Source organism: Ideonella sp., from assembly GCF_041918995.1.
GTDB lineage: Bacteria > Pseudomonadota > Gammaproteobacteria > Burkholderiales > Burkholderiaceae_C > Ideonella.
Map to the genome: position 1 here is coordinate 180372 of NZ_JAYRUN010000001.1, position 14666 is coordinate 195037.

Annotated in this window: 17 protein-coding genes; 9 read left to right on the plus strand and 8 right to left on the minus strand. The window is 75.5% G+C overall.

Annotated elements, in window-relative coordinates:
• Positions 1-9 precede the first annotated feature (9 nt).
• Complete coding sequence (locus ACE3UN_RS00875) at positions 10-597, plus strand: hemerythrin domain-containing protein (RefSeq protein ID WP_374673010.1); 588 nt, start codon at positions 10-12, stop codon at positions 595-597.
• Positions 598-621: 24 nt separating this feature from the next.
• On the opposite strand, the gene ACE3UN_RS00880 is transcribed toward ACE3UN_RS00875, so the two are convergent.
• Positions 622-1518, minus strand: coding sequence for a ribose-phosphate pyrophosphokinase (locus ACE3UN_RS00880; RefSeq protein WP_374673011.1), 897 nt, complete (start codon positions 1516-1518; stop codon positions 622-624).
• A gap of 8 nt (positions 1519-1526) precedes the next feature.
• Entirely contained in the window at positions 1527-3080 is a 1554-nt protein-coding gene (locus ACE3UN_RS00885; protein WP_374673012.1) for a thymidine phosphorylase family protein, read from the minus strand.
• An 84-nt stretch (positions 3081-3164) separates the two neighbouring features.
• On the opposite strand from ACE3UN_RS00885, the gene ACE3UN_RS00890 reads away from it, so the two are divergent.
• A complete protein-coding gene (locus ACE3UN_RS00890; RefSeq protein WP_374673013.1) occupies positions 3165-3677 on the plus strand; it encodes a DUF411 domain-containing protein in 513 nt (170 codons plus the stop codon).
• Positions 3678-3681: 4 nt separating this feature from the next.
• On the opposite strand, the gene ACE3UN_RS00895 is transcribed toward ACE3UN_RS00890, so the two are convergent.
• A complete protein-coding gene (locus ACE3UN_RS00895) occupies positions 3682-3942 on the minus strand; it encodes a heavy-metal-associated domain-containing protein (protein WP_374673014.1) in 261 nt (86 codons plus the stop codon).
• Between the two features lie 190 nt (positions 3943-4132).
• Here ACE3UN_RS00895 and ACE3UN_RS00900 point away from each other — a divergent pair, with 190 nt between their 5' ends.
• The 3 genes from ACE3UN_RS00900 to ACE3UN_RS00910 are packed head-to-tail and all read left to right on the plus strand — an operon-like array spanning position 4133 to position 7425.
• On the plus strand, positions 4133-6535 hold the full coding sequence (locus ACE3UN_RS00900; protein ID WP_374673015.1) for a heavy metal translocating P-type ATPase: 2403 nt from the start codon (positions 4133-4135) through the stop codon (positions 6533-6535).
• Positions 6536-6576: 41 nt separating this feature from the next.
• Entirely contained in the window at positions 6577-7026 is a 450-nt protein-coding gene (cueR, locus tag ACE3UN_RS00905; protein ID WP_374673184.1) for a Cu(I)-responsive transcriptional regulator, read from the plus strand.
• Between the two features lie 18 nt (positions 7027-7044).
• Complete coding sequence (locus ACE3UN_RS00910; protein ID WP_374673016.1) at positions 7045-7425, plus strand: copper-binding protein; 381 nt, start codon at positions 7045-7047, stop codon at positions 7423-7425.
• Positions 7426-7470: 45 nt separating this feature from the next.
• On the opposite strand, the gene ACE3UN_RS00915 is transcribed toward ACE3UN_RS00910, so the two are convergent.
• Genes ACE3UN_RS00915 through ACE3UN_RS00925 form a run of 3 tightly spaced genes read right to left on the minus strand, consistent with a single transcriptional unit; the run spans position 7471 to position 9916 of the window.
• Positions 7471-8775, minus strand: a complete 1305-nt coding sequence (locus ACE3UN_RS00915) for a c-type cytochrome (RefSeq protein WP_374673017.1) — start codon at positions 8773-8775, stop codon at positions 7471-7473.
• Complete coding sequence (locus ACE3UN_RS00920; RefSeq protein WP_374673018.1) at positions 8772-9536, minus strand: cytochrome c; 765 nt, start codon at positions 9534-9536, stop codon at positions 8772-8774. Before ACE3UN_RS00920 ends, ACE3UN_RS00915 begins: the two co-directional genes overlap by 4 nt.
• Positions 9536-9916: an ArsR/SmtB family transcription factor gene (locus ACE3UN_RS00925; protein ID WP_374673019.1), complete on the minus strand. Its 381-nt coding sequence runs from the start codon at positions 9914-9916 to the stop codon at positions 9536-9538. Before ACE3UN_RS00925 ends, ACE3UN_RS00920 begins: the two co-directional genes overlap by 1 nt.
• Before the next feature lie 142 nt (positions 9917-10058).
• Between ACE3UN_RS00925 and ACE3UN_RS00930 the strand changes: the two genes are divergently transcribed.
• Genes ACE3UN_RS00930 through ACE3UN_RS00940 form a run of 3 tightly spaced genes read left to right on the plus strand, consistent with a single transcriptional unit; the run spans position 10059 to position 12104 of the window.
• A complete protein-coding gene (locus tag ACE3UN_RS00930) occupies positions 10059-10388 on the plus strand; it encodes a rhodanese-like domain-containing protein (protein ID WP_374673020.1) in 330 nt (109 codons plus the stop codon).
• Positions 10389-10392: 4 nt separating this feature from the next.
• The gene (locus ACE3UN_RS00935) at positions 10393-11280 is read left to right on the plus strand and encodes an MBL fold metallo-hydrolase (RefSeq protein WP_374673021.1); all 888 of its coding nucleotides are present in this window, start codon (positions 10393-10395) and stop codon (positions 11278-11280) included.
• Complete coding sequence (locus tag ACE3UN_RS00940) at positions 11280-12104, plus strand: TSUP family transporter (RefSeq protein ID WP_374673022.1); 825 nt, start codon at positions 11280-11282, stop codon at positions 12102-12104. The genes ACE3UN_RS00935 and ACE3UN_RS00940 overlap by 1 nt, the downstream gene beginning before the upstream one ends.
• 5 nt (positions 12105-12109) lie before the next feature.
• On the opposite strand, the gene ACE3UN_RS00945 is transcribed toward ACE3UN_RS00940, so the two are convergent.
• Positions 12110-13498, minus strand: a complete 1389-nt coding sequence (locus ACE3UN_RS00945; RefSeq protein WP_374673023.1) for a sigma-54 interaction domain-containing protein — start codon at positions 13496-13498, stop codon at positions 12110-12112.
• Positions 13499-13624: 126 nt separating this feature from the next.
• Between ACE3UN_RS00945 and ACE3UN_RS00950 the strand changes: the two genes are divergently transcribed.
• Positions 13625-14281, plus strand: a complete 657-nt coding sequence (locus ACE3UN_RS00950; RefSeq protein ID WP_374673024.1) for a hypothetical protein — start codon at positions 13625-13627, stop codon at positions 14279-14281.
• Here the strand turns inward: ACE3UN_RS00950 and ACE3UN_RS00955 are convergent.
• Positions 14268-14663 (minus strand): hypothetical protein, encoded by a 396-nt coding sequence (locus tag ACE3UN_RS00955; RefSeq protein ID WP_374673025.1) that lies wholly within the window; start codon positions 14661-14663, stop codon positions 14268-14270. The genes ACE3UN_RS00950 and ACE3UN_RS00955 overlap by 14 nt on opposite strands.
• Positions 14664-14666 lie beyond the last annotated feature (3 nt).

The following is a 14666-nucleotide window of genomic DNA, read 5'->3' on the forward strand; positions in this document are numbered from 1 at the left end:
AGCCCCGCCATGACGCCCGCCACCCTGCGCATCCTGCACGACGAACACGCTGCCCTGGCGGCCATGCTGCGCTCGCTGCTGCTGCTGCTGGCGCAGCACCGCCGCGAGGCCACGCTGCCCGACTTCACGGCGCTGCGCGCCATCCTGTTCTACCTGGACGAGTTCCCCGAGCAGCGCCACCACCGCAAGGAGACCGAGCTGCTGTTTCCCCGGCTGCGCCAGCGCACCGCCGAGGGCGCCGCGCTGCTCGACAAGCTCGACCGCGACCATGAGCACAGCGAGCGCGCCGTGCGCGAGCTGGAGCATGCGCTGCTGGGCTTCGAGATGATGGGTGAGCCGCGGCGCGCCGCCTTCGAGCAGGCCGCCGAGCGCTACGTGGACGCCTACCTCACCCACATGCGTCACGAGGAGCACGAGATCCTGCCCCTGGCCGAGCGCACCCTCACGGCCGAGGACTGGGCGGCCCTGGACGCCGCCTTCGGCGAGAACCGCGACCCGCTCACCGGCCATGCGCCGGACGAGGCCTACCGCGCGCTGTTCACGCGCATCGCGCACCTGGTACCCGCCCCCATCGGGCTGGGGCCGGCCACCCGCTGACCCCGCCGCGGCCACAGGCCGGCGTCACGCCCCCAGCAGCTCGCGCACGCCCTCGGCCAGCGCCGGGGCGAGCGGGATGGCGTTGGTGGGGTGGGCGACCGTGTCGCCGCTGACCACCCGCGCCGCGCCGGCCTCGCGCAGCGCCTCGGCCGCGCCAGGGGCGAACAGCGCGTGCACCGCCACGCACACCGGCGCAGCCATGCCGGCGCGGCGCAGGTGGGCCACGGTCTCGGCCAGCGTGCGGCCGGTGGAGATGATGTCGTCCACCAGCACCGGCGTGTGGCCGGCCCAGCGCGCCACCTCGGGCACCGACACCTCCACGTCGCGGTCGCCGCGCCGCTGCTTGGTGAGCACGATGGCGGGCGCCGCGGCGCGCGCCGCCACGTCGCGCACCCACTGGCCGCTCTCCTCGTCGGGGCCCACCAGGAGCGGGCGCGGCACCTCGCGCGCGATCCACTCGGCGATCGCCGGCGCCGCGCGCGCATGGCGGCACGGCACGGTGTACACGTCCTCCAGGCGCGCGATGCGGTGCAGGTGCGGGTCCACGGTGGCCAGGCCGTCCACCGCCTGGCTGAGCCAGCGTGCCACATGGGCGGCGCTGGCGGTTTCGCCGGGATGGAAGGCGATGTCCTGTCGCATGTAGCACAGGTAGGGCGCGGCCAGCAGCACCCGCGTGGCGCCCGCCTCGCGCGCCGCCTGGGCCAGCAGCATCAGCGGCACCAGCTTGTCGTCCGGGCGGTCCAGGCTGCAGGCGATGACCACCGGGCGGCCGGCCACGGGCCGCTCCACGCGCACGAAGGATTCGCCGTCGGGAAAGCGCCGCACGGTGACGGCGCCGCGTTCCGCCGGCAGGGCCGTGGCCAGGGCGTCGGCCAGGCGGTCCTGGCCCGGCCAGGGCAGCACCACGGGCAGCGGGTTCACGCCGGGCGTCATGCCACGGCCCCCACCACGGTCTCGTCGGCCAGGTCGACCAGCGGGTGGCCGTCCAGGTACTGCAGCGCATAGGCCAGCTCGCCCGGCGCGTCGGCGTGCACGGTGATGAGCGGCTGCCCCACGCGCACCCGGTCACCCAGGCGCACGTGCAGCTCCAGCCCGGCGGCCGGCGATGCGGGTGCCCCGGCGAGCTTGGCCACGCGCGCCAGCAGCCGGCTGTCGATGGCCTGCACCCGGCCCGCGGCCTCGGCGGCCACCACGTGGCGCCACGGCGCCACCGGCGGCTCGCGCAGGCCGCCCTGCGCCTCGCAGATGGCCTGGAAGCGCGCCCAGGCCGCCCCGCTGTCGAGCAGGCGCGTGGCCTCGTCCAGGCCCCGCCCGGCCAGCGAGGGCTGGCAGAACTCCAGCAGCACGCCCGCCAGTGCCAGGGCGCGCTGGCGCAGGTCGGCCGGCGCGTCCGGGGCGCCCCGCAGCACCGCCAGCACGTCGTGCGCCTCCAGCGCCGGGCCGATGCCATGGCCCACGGGCTGGGTGCCCACGGTGCGCATCACCTTCAGGTGCAGGCCGAACACGGCCGCCACCTGCACCAGCATGGATTCCAGGCAGCGGAAGTCCGCCTCGGTGCGCACCTTGGCCGTGGGGCCCACGGGCACGTCGATCACGGCGTGCGTGGCACCCGCTGCGATCTTCTTCGACAGCACCGACGCCACGAGCTGCGCGTCGCTGTCCAGGTCCAGCGGGCGCTCCACGCGGATCAGCATGTCGTCGGCGGGGCTGAGCGACAGCGCGCCCCCCCACACGAAGCAGCCGCCCTCGCGCTCGACCACGCGGCGCATGGCCGGCACATCCAGCGCCACGGTGGTGAGCGTCTCCATCACGTCGGCGGTGCCCGCGGGCGAGGTGATGGCGCGCGACGAGGTCTTGGGCATGGTCAGCCCGGCCGCGGTGACGATGGCCACCACGATGGGCGTGGTGCGGTTGCCCGGCAGGCCGCCCACGCAGTGCTTGTCCGCCACCACCTCGCGGCCCCAGTCGATCACCTCGCCGGCGTCCACCATGGCGCGCGTCAGGCCGATGGTCTCCTGCACGTCCATGCGCCCGCCCGCGCAGGCGGCCAGGAAGGCAGCGATGTGGGTGTCGGGGTAATGGCCGGCGGCGATGTCCGCCACGATGTGGCGCAGGTCCGCGTCCTCCAGCCGGTGGCCGTAGATCTTGGCCCGCACGGGGCTCATGGAATCGAGCGCCGGCGCATGCGTCACCGTCACCGCGTCGCCCGATCGCAGGCCCAGCGCACGCCAGGCGCTGTTGGACAGCCCCGCCTCGCCCACGCTGAGCAGCCCCGGGTCCACCACGTTGAGGGTGGCCACGATGGACCGGTCACCGGCGCGCACCTGCACCCGGGCCAGGGCCTCGAAGCCCTCGGCCCGGCACACCTGGCAGTCGCGGTGCATGTAGACGACGAACTCCTGCGAGGTCTCGATGCCGATGCGGCGGGCCTTGAGCAGGGGGCGGGATGCGGCCGCAAGGCCGTCGGCGGGAACATGGCTCATGTGGCGCGCAGCTTATGTCGGGACGGCCCGGCTGTCTTGACCCCAGTCAACCGTGGCCGGCCCCCTGCCCGTAAGCTCGCGGCCATGGACACGACCGACTTCGCCTATCCCACCCCGACCGGCCGCCGTGCGCTCGACCGCCGCCAGCTGCTGCTGGCCGCCGCCGCCGGCCTGCTGCCGGTCTGGGCGGCCGCGACGCCCCGTGCCACGGGCGCCGCCACGGCCGTGGAGGTGTGGAAGGGCCCCAGCTGCGGCTGCTGCGGCGACTGGATCCGCCACCTGGAGGCCCACGGCTTCCAGGTGAAGGCCCACGACACCGGCAACACCGACGTGCGCCAGCGCCTGGGCCTGCCCGTGAAGTACGGCTCCTGCCACACCGCGCTGATCGGCGGCTACGCCGTCGAAGGGCACGTGCCCGCCGCGGACATCCGCCGGCTGCTCAAGGAACGGCCCGCGGCCGTGGGCCTGGCCGTGCCAGGCATGCCCATCGGCTCGCCGGGCATGGACGGCCCCGACTACGGCCCCCGGCGCGACCCGTACGACGTGCTGCTGGTGCTGCGCGACGGCAGCGCGCGGGTCTGGCAGAGCTACCGCTGAGCGCTCAGCCGCAGCGGCAGCCGCCGCCGCAGCCGCCCGCCTTGGCGGGCGGCGCATCCACCGCCGCCACCGGCACCGGCGTGTAGCCCGCGTCCGCGATGGCCTGCGCCAGCGCGGTGGCGTCGGCCGCTGCGGGCTGTACCTGCACCCGGTGGCTGGCCAGGTCGATCTCCACCCGGGCGGCGGGGTCGGCGGCCTGCAGCGCCTGCGTGATGGCGCCGACACAATGGCCGCAGGTCATGTCCTTGACTTCGAAGGTGAGCATCGATATCTCCGGTGAGGCGCGCGAACGCGGTGCAACGATGTCGCCATGTTGAACCTTCCCACCATGGCAAGCACAAGGGGCCGGGGTTGACCCACCTCAACGCAAGCAGGGACATCGTCCCGCGCCGTTGACCTTACCATCATGGCAAGGATGAGCATCGCAGCCCTGACCTGCCCTCCCTTGCTCCGCCATGACCTCCGCCACCACCCTGCGACTGCCCGTCACGGGCATGACCTGCGCCTCCTGCGTGGGACGTGTCGAGAAAGCCCTGCGCGCCGCGCCGGGCGTGTCGGCCGCCAGCGTCAACCTGGCGACCGAGGAAGCCACGGTCACCACCGCCGGCGCACCGGACACCGCCGCCCTGCTGGCCAGCGTGCAGCGGGCCGGCTACGAGGTGGCCACCGTGCCCACCGAGCTGGTGGTCGAAGGCATGACCTGCGCCTCCTGCGTCGGCCGGGTGGAAAAGGCGCTGCGCCAGGTGCCGGGCGTGCTGCAGGCCAGCGTCAACCTGGCCACCGAACGGGCCAGCGTGCGCAGCGTGGCCAGCGTGGCGGTGCCCGACCTGCAGGCCGCGGTGGCGCGCGCGGGCTACCGTGCGCTGCCGGTGCCGGCCGACGGCGCCAGCGCCGCCCGCCCGGCGCCGCGCTGGCCGGACTGGGCGCCGGTGCTCGCCAGCGCCCTGCTCACCCTGCCGCTGGTGGTGCCCATGCTGCTGGACCTCACCGGGCGCCACCTCATGCTGCCCGCGTGGTGGCAATGGCTGCTCGCCACGCCGGTGCAGTTCGTCTTCGGGGCCCGCTTCTACCGCGCGGGCTGGAAGGCCGCGCGTGCCGGCAGCGGCAACATGGACCTGCTGGTGGCGCTGGGCACCAGCGCCGCCTACGGGCTGTCCGTCTTCCTGTGGTGGCGCCACGGCGGCGACGCCATGCCGCACCTGTACTTCGAGAGCTCGGCCACGGTCATCACGCTGGTGCTGCTGGGCAAGTGGCTGGAGCAGCGCGCCAAGCGGCAGACGGCCGATGCGATCCGCGCGCTCAATGCGCTGCGGCCCGCCACCGCCCGCGTGTGGCGCGACGGCCAGGAACAGGAGCTCCCGGTGGAGCAGGTGCGCGTGGGCGACGAGGTGGTCGTGCGCCCCGGCGAACGGGTGCCCGTGGACGGCGAGGTGACGGACGGCCGCAGCCACGTGGACGAGTCGCTCATCACCGGCGAGAGCCTGCCGGTGGCCAAGGCGGTGGGCGACCGCGTCACCGGGGGCGCGATCAACAAGGAGGGCCGGCTGCGCCTGCGCACGCGCGCCGTCGGCACCGAGACGACACTGGCGCGCATCATCCGCCTCGTGGAATCCGCGCAGGCCGCCAAGGCGCCCATCCAGCGCCTGGTGGACCGGGTGAGCGCGGTGTTCGTGCCGGTGGTGCTGGCCATCGCCACCCTCACCTTCGGCGGCTGGCTGCTGGCCGCGGGCGACGCCGAGCAGGCGCTCGTCAATGCCGTGGCCGTGCTGGTGATCGCCTGCCCCTGCGCCCTGGGCCTGGCCACGCCCACCGCCATCATGGCGGGCACCGGCGTGGCGGCACGCCACGGCATCCTCATCAAGGACGCCCAGGCGCTGGAGCTGGCCCATGCGGTGCGCACCGTGGCCTTCGACAAGACCGGCACGCTGACGGCCGGCCAGCCGTCGCTGGTGGCCGCGCTGCCCGGCGAGGGCATCGCCGAGGCCGAGTTGCTGCGCCTGGCCGGCGGTGTGCAACAGGCCAGCGAGCACCCGTTGGCGCAAGCCGTGATCGACCGCGCGGCGGCGGCGGGCCTGGCGCTGCCCGCGGCCGAGGACGCCCAGGCCCTGCCGGGCCGTGGCGTACAGGCCCGCGTGGAACAGCGGTCGCTGGCCGTCGGCAGCAGCCGTCTGCTGGCCGAATGGCAGGCCGACGCGGGAGCGCTGGCGGCGGAGGCGGAGCGGCTGGAGGGCGAGGGCCGCACGGTCTCGTGGCTCATCGAGCGCACCGACGATCCGGCGGGCGCGGCGCGCGTGCTGGGCCTGCTGGCGTTCGGCGACACGCTCAAGCCCTCCGCCGCCGAGGCGGTGGCCCGTCTCAAGGCACTGGGCATCCGCACCGTCATGCTCACCGGCGACAACGCCGGCAGTGCCCAGGCCGTGGCCCGCGCGCTGGGCATCGACGAGGTGCGCGCCCAGGTGCTGCCCGGCGACAAGGCCGCGGCGGTGCAGGCGCTGCGCGGGCCGGGCGGCGTGGTGGCCATGGTGGGCGACGGCATCAACGACGCCCCGGCCCTGGCGGCCGCCGACGTCGGCATGGCCATGTCCACCGGCACCGACGTGGCGATGGAGACCGCCGGCATCACCCTGATGCGTGGCGATCCCCGGCTGGTGCCGGAGGCGGTGGATGTCTCGCGCCGCACCTGGCGCAAGATCCGCCAGAACCTGTGGTGGGCCTTCGGCTACAACGTGCTGGGCATTCCCCTGGCCGCCGCCGGCCTGCTGAGCCCGGTGATCGCCGGCGCGGCCATGGCCTTCAGCAGCGTCAGCGTCGTCGCCAACGCCCTCACCCTGCGCCGCTGGCGCCCGGGCTCCCACTGAACCCGGCGCTCGACCAGGCACCGAACGAGGCAACCGCCATGATGAACATCGGACAGGCCGCCAAGGCCACCCAGGTCTCGGCGAAGATGATCCGCCACTACGAGAGCGTCGGCCTGCTGCCCGAAGCCCGCCGCACCGACGCGGGCTACCGCCAGTACGACGACAAGGACCTGGCCACGCTGCGCTTCATCCGACAGTCACGCGACCTGGGCTTCTCGCTGGAGCAGATCCGCGAGCTGCTCGGCCTGTGGCACAACCGCCGACGCCCGAGCCGGCAGGTGAAGGCGCTGGCCGAGGCCCACATCGCCGAGCTCGACAGCAAGCTGGCCGAGCTGCAGGCCATGAAGGCCACGCTGGCCCACCTGGTGCAGTGCTGCCATGGCGACGACCGCCCGGACTGCCCGATCATCGACACCCTGGCCTCGGGCACGCCCGCCGGGGCGTTGAACTCTGCACCGGCGGCAGGCTCCAACGGCTGTCACCAGCCCTGAACACCGCACGACTCCACAATGACCCACCTTCGCGCCCATTCCCTCGCCACCCCGCGCTGGCACCTGGCCGCCGCGGCCCTGCTCACCCTGGCGGCGGCCCCCTGGCTGGCCGGCCCGGCACGCGCGGCCGACGCCCACGACCACAACCACGCGGTGGCCGCCGCGCCGGCGGCTGCCGAGCTGGCCGAGGGCGAGGTGCGCCGCGTGGACAAGGCGCAGGGCAAGCTCACCCTCAAGCACGGCCCGATCGCCAACCTGTCCATGCCGGCCATGACCATGGTGTTCCGCGTGGCCGACCCGGCCATGCTCGACCGCGTGCAGGACGGCGACAAGGTGCGCTTCAGCGCCGAGCGGCTGAACGGCTTCATCACCGTCACCCGGCTCGACGCGCTGCGCTGACGGGCTGGCACCCTGAGGGCGACCCGGGCGGCCCGGCCGCGGCGCTCAGGGCAGGCGCAGCACCTCCAGCGCGCCGACCGCCGGCGCCGGCTCGCCCCAGGCCTGCCGGATGTAGGTGGCCACGGCCGCCTGCTCCTGCGCGTCGAGCACGTGGGCGAACGGTGGCATGCCGTGCGGGCGCGGGTGCCCCGCGGTGGCCGGGGCGAACCCCCCGTGCCGGATCATCTGCAGCACGTTCTGCGGCGCGGCCAGGGTGACCGCGCGGTTGCCCGCCAGCGCGGGGAACCGGCCGGGCTGGCCCTCGCCCCGCTCGCCATGGCAGTCCGCACAGTGCCGCGTGTACAGCCGCTGGCCCAGCTCGCGCTGGGCGGCCGGCGCCGGCGCCACGGGCGGCCGGGCGGCCGCACGCTCCGGCAGCGAGGCGAGGTAGCGCGCCATGGCCAGCGCGTCCGCCGGGCTCAGGTGCTGCGTGCTCGCGAACACCACCTCGGCCATCGGCCCGGACACCGAGGCGCCGGGCACCGTGCCGTCGCGCAGCAGTCGGGCAGTGGTCTCGGCCGGCCAGCGCTGCACACCGGCCTCGCGCGGGTCGGCCAGCGACGGCGCATGCCATGCCTGGCCGGGCATGGCGCCACCCAGCCAGGCGCTGTCCTCGCGCACGCCGCCCAGCCGGTCGCGCGGGGAGTGGCAGGCGGCGCAGTGGGCCAGGCCCTCGACCAGGTAGCGGCCGCGGTCCGCCTGCGCGTCGCCGCGCGGCACCGCGGTGGCCGGCGGCGCCGGCCGGAAGTACAGCGCCCGCCACACGGCCAGCGCGGCCTGGGTGCCATAGGGAAAGCGCAGGGCATGCGGCCGGTGGGGCTGCACGACGGCGGGCACGCTGCGCAGGTAGGCCAGCAGGGCGTCCGCGTCCTCGCGCGTGACCTGCGTGAACTGCGGGTAGGGGAACGCCGGGTACAGCAGCCGCCCGTCGCGCGAGCGGCCATGGTGCAGCGCGCGCCAGAACTCGTCCGCCGTCCAGGCGCCCAGGCCCGTGACGGGGTCGGGGGTGAGGTTGGGCGCGAACACCGTGCCGAACGGGGTGGTGACGCCCCGGCCACCCGCCAGCAGCGCGCCGCCGGGCGCAGTGTGGCAGCCGATGCAGTTGCCCACCCGGGCGAGGTAGGCCCCCTGCGCCACCTGGTCCGCGCTGGCGGGTGCCCGCGGCGCCTCGGGGCGCAAGGGCGTCTCGCCGCGCACGTTGAGCGCGGCCACCCACGCACCCGCCACCATGCCGAGCACACCCAGGCCGGCCAGCACCGCCACCACGCGGCCGGCACGCGAGCGGCGCCATTCGGCACGCGACGCCGTCATGGCGAGGCGCTGCCGCACCGCAGCGGCAGCGCAGCGGCAGGGGCCGGTGCGGGCCGCGCGCCGGGCGTGGGCGGGCGGGCGGCCAGCCAGCGCGCCACCAGGCCCACTTCCTCCGCGCTCAGGCGGCGGGCCACCTCGGCCATGCAGTCCGGCGCGTGCGCACGGCGCTGGCCGGTGCGCCACGCCCCCAGCTGGCCGATGAGGTAATCCGCCGACAGGCCGGTGAGGCCCGGGGTGGCCGGCAGCGTGCCCGCCAGCGCCTGCCCGTGGCAGCTGGCGCAGGCGGGCAGCTCCCGCTCCGGCGCGCCGTGGTGGACGAGTCGCTCGGCGCGGGCCCGCTCCGGCGGCGTCAGGCGGTCCGGCGCGGCCGGCGGGTATGGCAGGTCCAGCGACGCGAAGTGCCCGGCGATCTCCTGCAGGTAGGCGCTCGACAGGTGCTGCAGCAGGTGCTGCATTGCCTCGTTGTGCCGCCGGCCCGCCTGGAAGTGCAGCAGCTGGTGGTACAGGTAGCCGGCCGGTTTGCCGGCGATGCGGGGGAAGTAGCCGCCCGGGGTGGCGCGGCCCTGCGGGCCATGGCAGGCCGCGCAGGCCCGCACGCGATCGGCCATGCCCCCGCCCGCACCGGCCTCCTCGGCCGACCAGGCGGCGGGTACGGCGCCCAGCAGGCTGGCCAGCAGGCCGGCGCGCAGCCCGGCGAGCGTGCGGCGGCGCCAGGACGCGCACCGGCGCGCCCGCGCGGACGACGCCCTCGGCGGCCGCATCATCCGCGCACCCCGCGGGGCGTGCGGGAGGCGCGCGGGGGGCGCGCCGGACGCGTGAAGGCCTGTCGCTGCTGCGCCTGGCGCGCCAACTGGCGGGCGATGTGGCCGCAGACCAGGTCGCACAGCGCGTACACGGACGCGTCGGCGATGCGGTAGTACACCGCCGTGCCGCGGCCCTCGCGCTCGACCAGTCCCCGCTGCATCAGCAGCGACAGGTGGCGCGACACGTTGGCGGACGTGGTGCCCGTGGCCTGGGCCAGGTCGCCCACGTTGCGCTCGCCGTCACGCAGCAGGTTCAGGATCTGCAGGCGGGTCGGCTCGGACAGCGCCTGGAAGTGGGCTGCCACCTGGACGAGCGCCTCGGGAGGAAGGCCTTGCATGGACACGGGCAGAGGGGAGCGGGCGTTCGTCATCATGCCTCACGCCACCTGGTTCGGTGGGCCGCATCATATTGACTGTTTGCGCAACAAAGCAAATACTTTCGCGCGGCGCGCCTGCCTGCGTCGTGTCCACGGAGCCCGCATGAACCTTCCTTCCCCGCAGCTTGCCCCGGCGGCCTGTGCCGACGCCCTGGCACACGGCGCCTGGCTGGTCGACGTGCGCGAGCCGCACGAGGTGCAGCGCCTGGCGTTCGACCACCCGCGCTGCCTGGCACTGCCGCTGAGCGAGTTCCAGCGCCGCTTCGCCGAACTGCCGCGTGACCAGCCCCTGGTGATGGCCTACGCCGCGGGCGGCCGCAGCTTCCAGGCCATGCAGTTCCTGGCCCACCATGGCTACACCCAGGTAGCCAACCTGGCCGGCGGCATCGGCGCCTGGGCGGCGCATGGCCTGCCGGTGCGGCAGGGGGGCTGAGGCGATGACCGTCGCCCCGCCCCGGGCCCTGGTCGAGTCCTTCCACGACCCCGACACCGGCACCTTCACCCACCTGGTGCTCGACCCGGCCACGCGCGCCTGTGCGGTCGTCGACAGCGTGCTGGACTTCGATCCCAGGTCCGGCCGCACCGCCACGCGCAGCGTCGACCGCGTCATCGCGCGGGTGCGCGAGCTCGGTGCCACCGTGCAATGGGTGCTGGAGACCCACGTGCACGCCGACCACCTCTCGGCCGCGCCCCACCTGCAGCAGGCGCTCGGCGGCCAGGTGGGCATCGGCAGCCGCATCACCGCCGTGCAGCGGACCTTCGGCGCGCTGCTCCACGCGGAGCCGGGCTTCCGTCCGGACGGCAGCGCCTTCGACCGCCTGTTCGAGGACGGTGAGGTGTTCCACATCGGCGAGCTGCCCGTGCGCGTGATGCACACGCCCGGGCACACGCCCGCCTGCACGGCCTACGTCGTGGGCGACGGCCCGGCCCCGGCGGTATTCGTCGGCGACACGCTGTTCCGGCCCGACCACGGCACCGCACGCTGCGACTTCCCCGGTGGGGACGCCGCCACGCTGTACCGCTCGGTCCAGCGCCTGCTGGCCCTGCCGCCCGCCGCGCGCCTGTACCTGTGCCACGACTACCCGGCCGCCGGCCAGCCGCCGCGCGCGTCGTGCACGGTGGCCGAGCAGCGGCAGGCCAACATCCACGTGCACGAAGGCGTGGCCGAGTCCAGCTTCGTGGCGATGCGCCAGGCGCGCGACGCCACGCTCGCCATGCCCGTGCTGCTGTGGCCGTCGGTGCAGGTGAACATGCGCGCCGGGCACTGGCCGCCCCCGGAAGCCAACGGCCGGCGCTACCTCAAGATCCCGCTGGACGCCGTCTGATGGCCGCCGGCGCGGATGCCCTGGCGCTGCATGCGCTGCACATCGGCGGCCTGGGCGCCGTGGTGGGCGCGGTGCTGGGCCTCACCGGCGCCGGCGGCGGCGCCATCGCGGTACCCCTGCTGGTGCTGGGCGCGGGGCTGGGCGTGGCGCAGGCCGGCCCCATGTCGCTGGTGGCCGTGGCCATGGCCGCCTGGCTGGCCACGGGCCTCGGCCTGCACGAAGGCGTGGTGCGCTACCGGGCCGCCATGGTCATCGGCGGCGCCGGCATGGCGATGGCCCCGGCCGGCGTGTGGCTGGCCAAGCGCCTGCCGCCCGGCCCGCTGATGCTGGGCTTCGCCGCCTTCCTGCTGCTCAACGCCTGGCGCATGCTGCGTCCGGCGACGGTCGAACGGCCCGCGGGTTCGGTGGCCTGCCTGCGCGCCCCGGGCGCCCGCCGGCTCACCTGGACCCCGCGCTGCGCGGCCGAGCTGGCCGGCATCGGCGGTGTCACCGGCCTGCTCAGCGGCCTGCTCGGGGTGGGAGGCGGCTTCGTCATCGTCCCGGCCCTGGAGCGCCGCAGCAACCTGGACGTGGCTGCGATCCAGGCGACCTCGCTGATGGTGATCGCCCTGGTGGCCGCCAGCGGCCTGGCGGCCGCCGCCTGGCAAGGCGGGCTGGACGCGGCGACAGCGGCCCCGTTCGCGGCGGGCGCCGTGCTGGGCATGCTGGGCGGACGGCGGCTCGGGCGGCGGCTGCCCGCCCCTGCGCTGCGCCGGGCCTTCGCCGTCACCACCCTGGGCATGGCCGCCCTGATGGTGGCGCGCGTGGCGGGCTGGCTGCGCTGACCCGCTCAGCCCGCCTCGCCCAGGGCGCGCAGCTTGCGGTAGAGCGTGCGCACGCTGATCCCCAGCTCGGCGGCCAGCGCGTCACGGCTGCCATGGTGGCGCCGCAAGGCGTCGCGCAGGGCCTGCGCCTCGGCCTGCTTGAGCGAGGCGGGTGGCACGCCGGCCGCCGCGGGCGGCAGGTGGGGCGAGGCGACCGCCAGCGCGCGGTCCAGCGTGGCCGCGTCCACCGTGTCGCCGTCGCACAGCAGCGAGGCGCGCTCGAGCACGTTGCGCAGCTCGCGCACGTTGCCGCGGAAGGGGTGGCCTTGCAGGCGGGCGAGGGCCTGCGCACTGAGCGCCAGCGTGCGGCCCGGCGCCACGCGGGCGAGCAGTGAGCGCGCCAGCACCGGGATGTCCTCCGGCCGCTCGCGCAGCGGCGGCAGGCGGATCGGAAAGGTGCTCAGCCGGTAGTACAGGTCTTCGCGGAAGCGGCCATCGGCCACCATCGCCGCCAGGTCGCGGTGCGTGGCGGACACCACCCGCACATCGGCCCGGCGCAGCTCGGTGCTGCCCACGCGGCGGTAGGTGCCGCTTTCCAGCAGCCGCAGCAGCTTCACCTGCATGGGCAGCGGGATGTCGCCCACCTCGTCCAGGAACAGCGTGCCGCCGCTGGCCGCCTCCACCAGCCCCGGCCGGGCGGCGTGCGCCCCGGTGTAGGCGCCCCTCTCATGGCCGAACAGCTCGCTCTCGAACAGCGTGTCGGGCAGGCTGGCGCAATCCACCACCACCAGCGGCCGGGCCGCGCGCGGGCTGGCGTCATGCACGGCCCGCGCCACCAGCTCCTTGCCGGTGCCGGATTCGCCCAGCAGCAGCACGCTGGCCGGTGACGGCCCCACCCGCGCCACCAGCGCCAGCATCTGCTGGAACGCCGGCGAGCGCCCGATCAGCCCGTGCGCCCGCTCCTCGCTGGCGGCCACGCGCAGCGGCTCCATCTTCTCGACGAACCAGGCCCGGTGCCCGGACGCGTCGGACAGCGGCGTGAGCTCGATGTTCACGTAGGCCTCGCCACCGGGCGTGTGGTGCAGGTGCAGCACGCGCTCGCGCTGCCCGCTCTGGCGCGAGTGCGCCATGGGGCAGCTCTCGCCGGCCTGGTCGCAGGGCACCGCGATGCCGTGGGACACCTCGTGGCAGCGCCGGCCGATCACCGGCGCCTGGCGCCCGAACTGCGCCCGGTAGGCCGGGTTGGCGGCCACGACGCGGTAGTGCTCGTCCACCAGGATGTGGGGCTCGGGCAGCCCGTCCAGGAAGGCCACCAGCTCGGGCAGCACCGGCGCGGGCGGGGACGCCTCGGGAGGCACGGCGGGAGGGGGCACGACTGACAGCACTGGCAGTGGGTGGCATGCACTGTAGCCCATGGCAGCGCACCGGGGGGCCGCACCCGCGGGCGCGCGCCCGGGGCGCCCGGTGCCCACGCGCACCACACGGCTGGCACGCGACTTGATACCCCCTGGTGTACCCAGCCTCCGCTGCCAGGACCCACCATGTACTTCCGCCTCCTCCACGACGACCGCTGCGGCAGCGTGAGCTACCTGCTGGGCGACCTGGACGCCGGTGAGGCGGTGGTCATCGACCCCCGGGGGGGCGACGTGCCGCTGCTGCTGGCGATGCTGGCCGAACAGCGCCTGCGCCTGCGCGGGGTGCTGCGCACGCACGAGCACGACGCGCAGCTGCCGCAACGGGAGCGCACGGCGCTCGCCCAGCTCGGGGCACCGGTGGTCGGCGCGCAGGCGCCACCCGGGGGGTGCGTGGTCGTCGGCAGCGAGCACCTGCACGTGCTGGCCACCCCCGGCCACACGGCGCACTGCCTGAGCTTCCGCTGGCGCGACCGGCTGTTCTGCGGCGGCCTCGTGCAGGGCGCGGACTGCCCGCACCAGCCGAGCCCCGCGCTGCCCGAGGCGCTGTGGGACAGCGTCACCCGCCAGCTGCTGCCGCTGCCGGACGAAACGCTGCTGTTCCATGGCCATGCCGCCGCCGGCCGGGCGGTGGGCACGGTGCTGGAGCTGCGGCGCTGGCACCCCTGGTTCGGAGCCGCCTCGCGCGATGAGTTCCTGACGCGCGTGATGCCGCCGCCGGAGCCGGCAGCGCCGGCGGCGCCCTGGCCGGCTGCACGCAGCGCCGCGCCCGTCACCGCACGGTGAAGCGCACGCTGGTGGTCCTGCCGTCCGCGCCCTGGACACTGGCCACCACCTTGGCGCCGGGGCCCACGGTGATGCCGGTGGCTTCCAGCTTGTTGCCGCCCGCCGGCTTGAGCGGGGCCTCCGACCTGGCCGTGCCGTTCAGGACGGTGAGCTTGCCGCCCAGGCGGGTGGCATCGGCCGGCTGGCCGTGGTCGACCACGTAGAGGGCGGCGCCCTGGGGCTGCGGCACCAGCTCGTACTGCAGGTCGGCCGCCGTCTGCACGATGCCACCGTGCATCGGCTTGGCGTCGCCATGCGCCCGGGCCGGCAAGCACAGGGACAGGGACAGGGACAGCGACAGGGCCGTGCACGCGGCCGCGAGGGTGATGGACAGCTGCTTCATGGG

Bases quoted from the DNA above. Each gene is read 5' to 3' on its own strand.
- ACE3UN_RS00910 (WP_374673016.1), top strand. From the start codon at position 7,045: ATGACCCACCTTCGCGCCCATTCCCTCGCCACCCCGCGCTGGCACCTG.
- ACE3UN_RS00945 (WP_374673023.1), bottom strand. From the start codon at position 13,498: ATGGGCTACAGTGCATGCCACCCACTGCCAGTGCTGTCAGTCGTGCCC.
- ACE3UN_RS00895 (WP_374673014.1), bottom strand. From the start codon at position 3,942: ATGCTCACCTTCGAAGTCAAGGACATGACCTGCGGCCATTGTGTCGGC.
- ACE3UN_RS00930 (WP_374673020.1), top strand. From the start codon at position 10,059: ATGAACCTTCCTTCCCCGCAGCTTGCCCCGGCGGCCTGTGCCGACGCC.
- ACE3UN_RS00955 (WP_374673025.1), bottom strand. From the start codon at position 14,663: ATGAAGCAGCTGTCCATCACCCTCGCGGCCGCGTGCACGGCCCTGTCG.
- ACE3UN_RS00885 (WP_374673012.1), bottom strand. From the start codon at position 3,080: ATGAGCCATGTTCCCGCCGACGGCCTTGCGGCCGCATCCCGCCCCCTG.
- cueR (WP_374673184.1), top strand. From the start codon at position 6,577: ATGAACATCGGACAGGCCGCCAAGGCCACCCAGGTCTCGGCGAAGATG.
- ACE3UN_RS00915 (WP_374673017.1), bottom strand. From the start codon at position 8,775: ATGACGGCGTCGCGTGCCGAATGGCGCCGCTCGCGTGCCGGCCGCGTG.
- ACE3UN_RS00935 (WP_374673021.1), top strand. From the start codon at position 10,393: ATGACCGTCGCCCCGCCCCGGGCCCTGGTCGAGTCCTTCCACGACCCC.
- ACE3UN_RS00940 (WP_374673022.1), top strand. From the start codon at position 11,280: ATGGCCGCCGGCGCGGATGCCCTGGCGCTGCATGCGCTGCACATCGGC.
- ACE3UN_RS00875 (WP_374673010.1), top strand. From the start codon at position 10: ATGACGCCCGCCACCCTGCGCATCCTGCACGACGAACACGCTGCCCTG.
- ACE3UN_RS00925 (WP_374673019.1), bottom strand. From the start codon at position 9,916: ATGCAAGGCCTTCCTCCCGAGGCGCTCGTCCAGGTGGCAGCCCACTTC.
- ACE3UN_RS00900 (WP_374673015.1), top strand. From the start codon at position 4,133: ATGACCTCCGCCACCACCCTGCGACTGCCCGTCACGGGCATGACCTGC.
- ACE3UN_RS00950 (WP_374673024.1), top strand. From the start codon at position 13,625: ATGTACTTCCGCCTCCTCCACGACGACCGCTGCGGCAGCGTGAGCTAC.
- ACE3UN_RS00920 (WP_374673018.1), bottom strand. From the start codon at position 9,536: ATGCGGCCGCCGAGGGCGTCGTCCGCGCGGGCGCGCCGGTGCGCGTCC.
- ACE3UN_RS00890 (WP_374673013.1), top strand. From the start codon at position 3,165: ATGGACACGACCGACTTCGCCTATCCCACCCCGACCGGCCGCCGTGCG.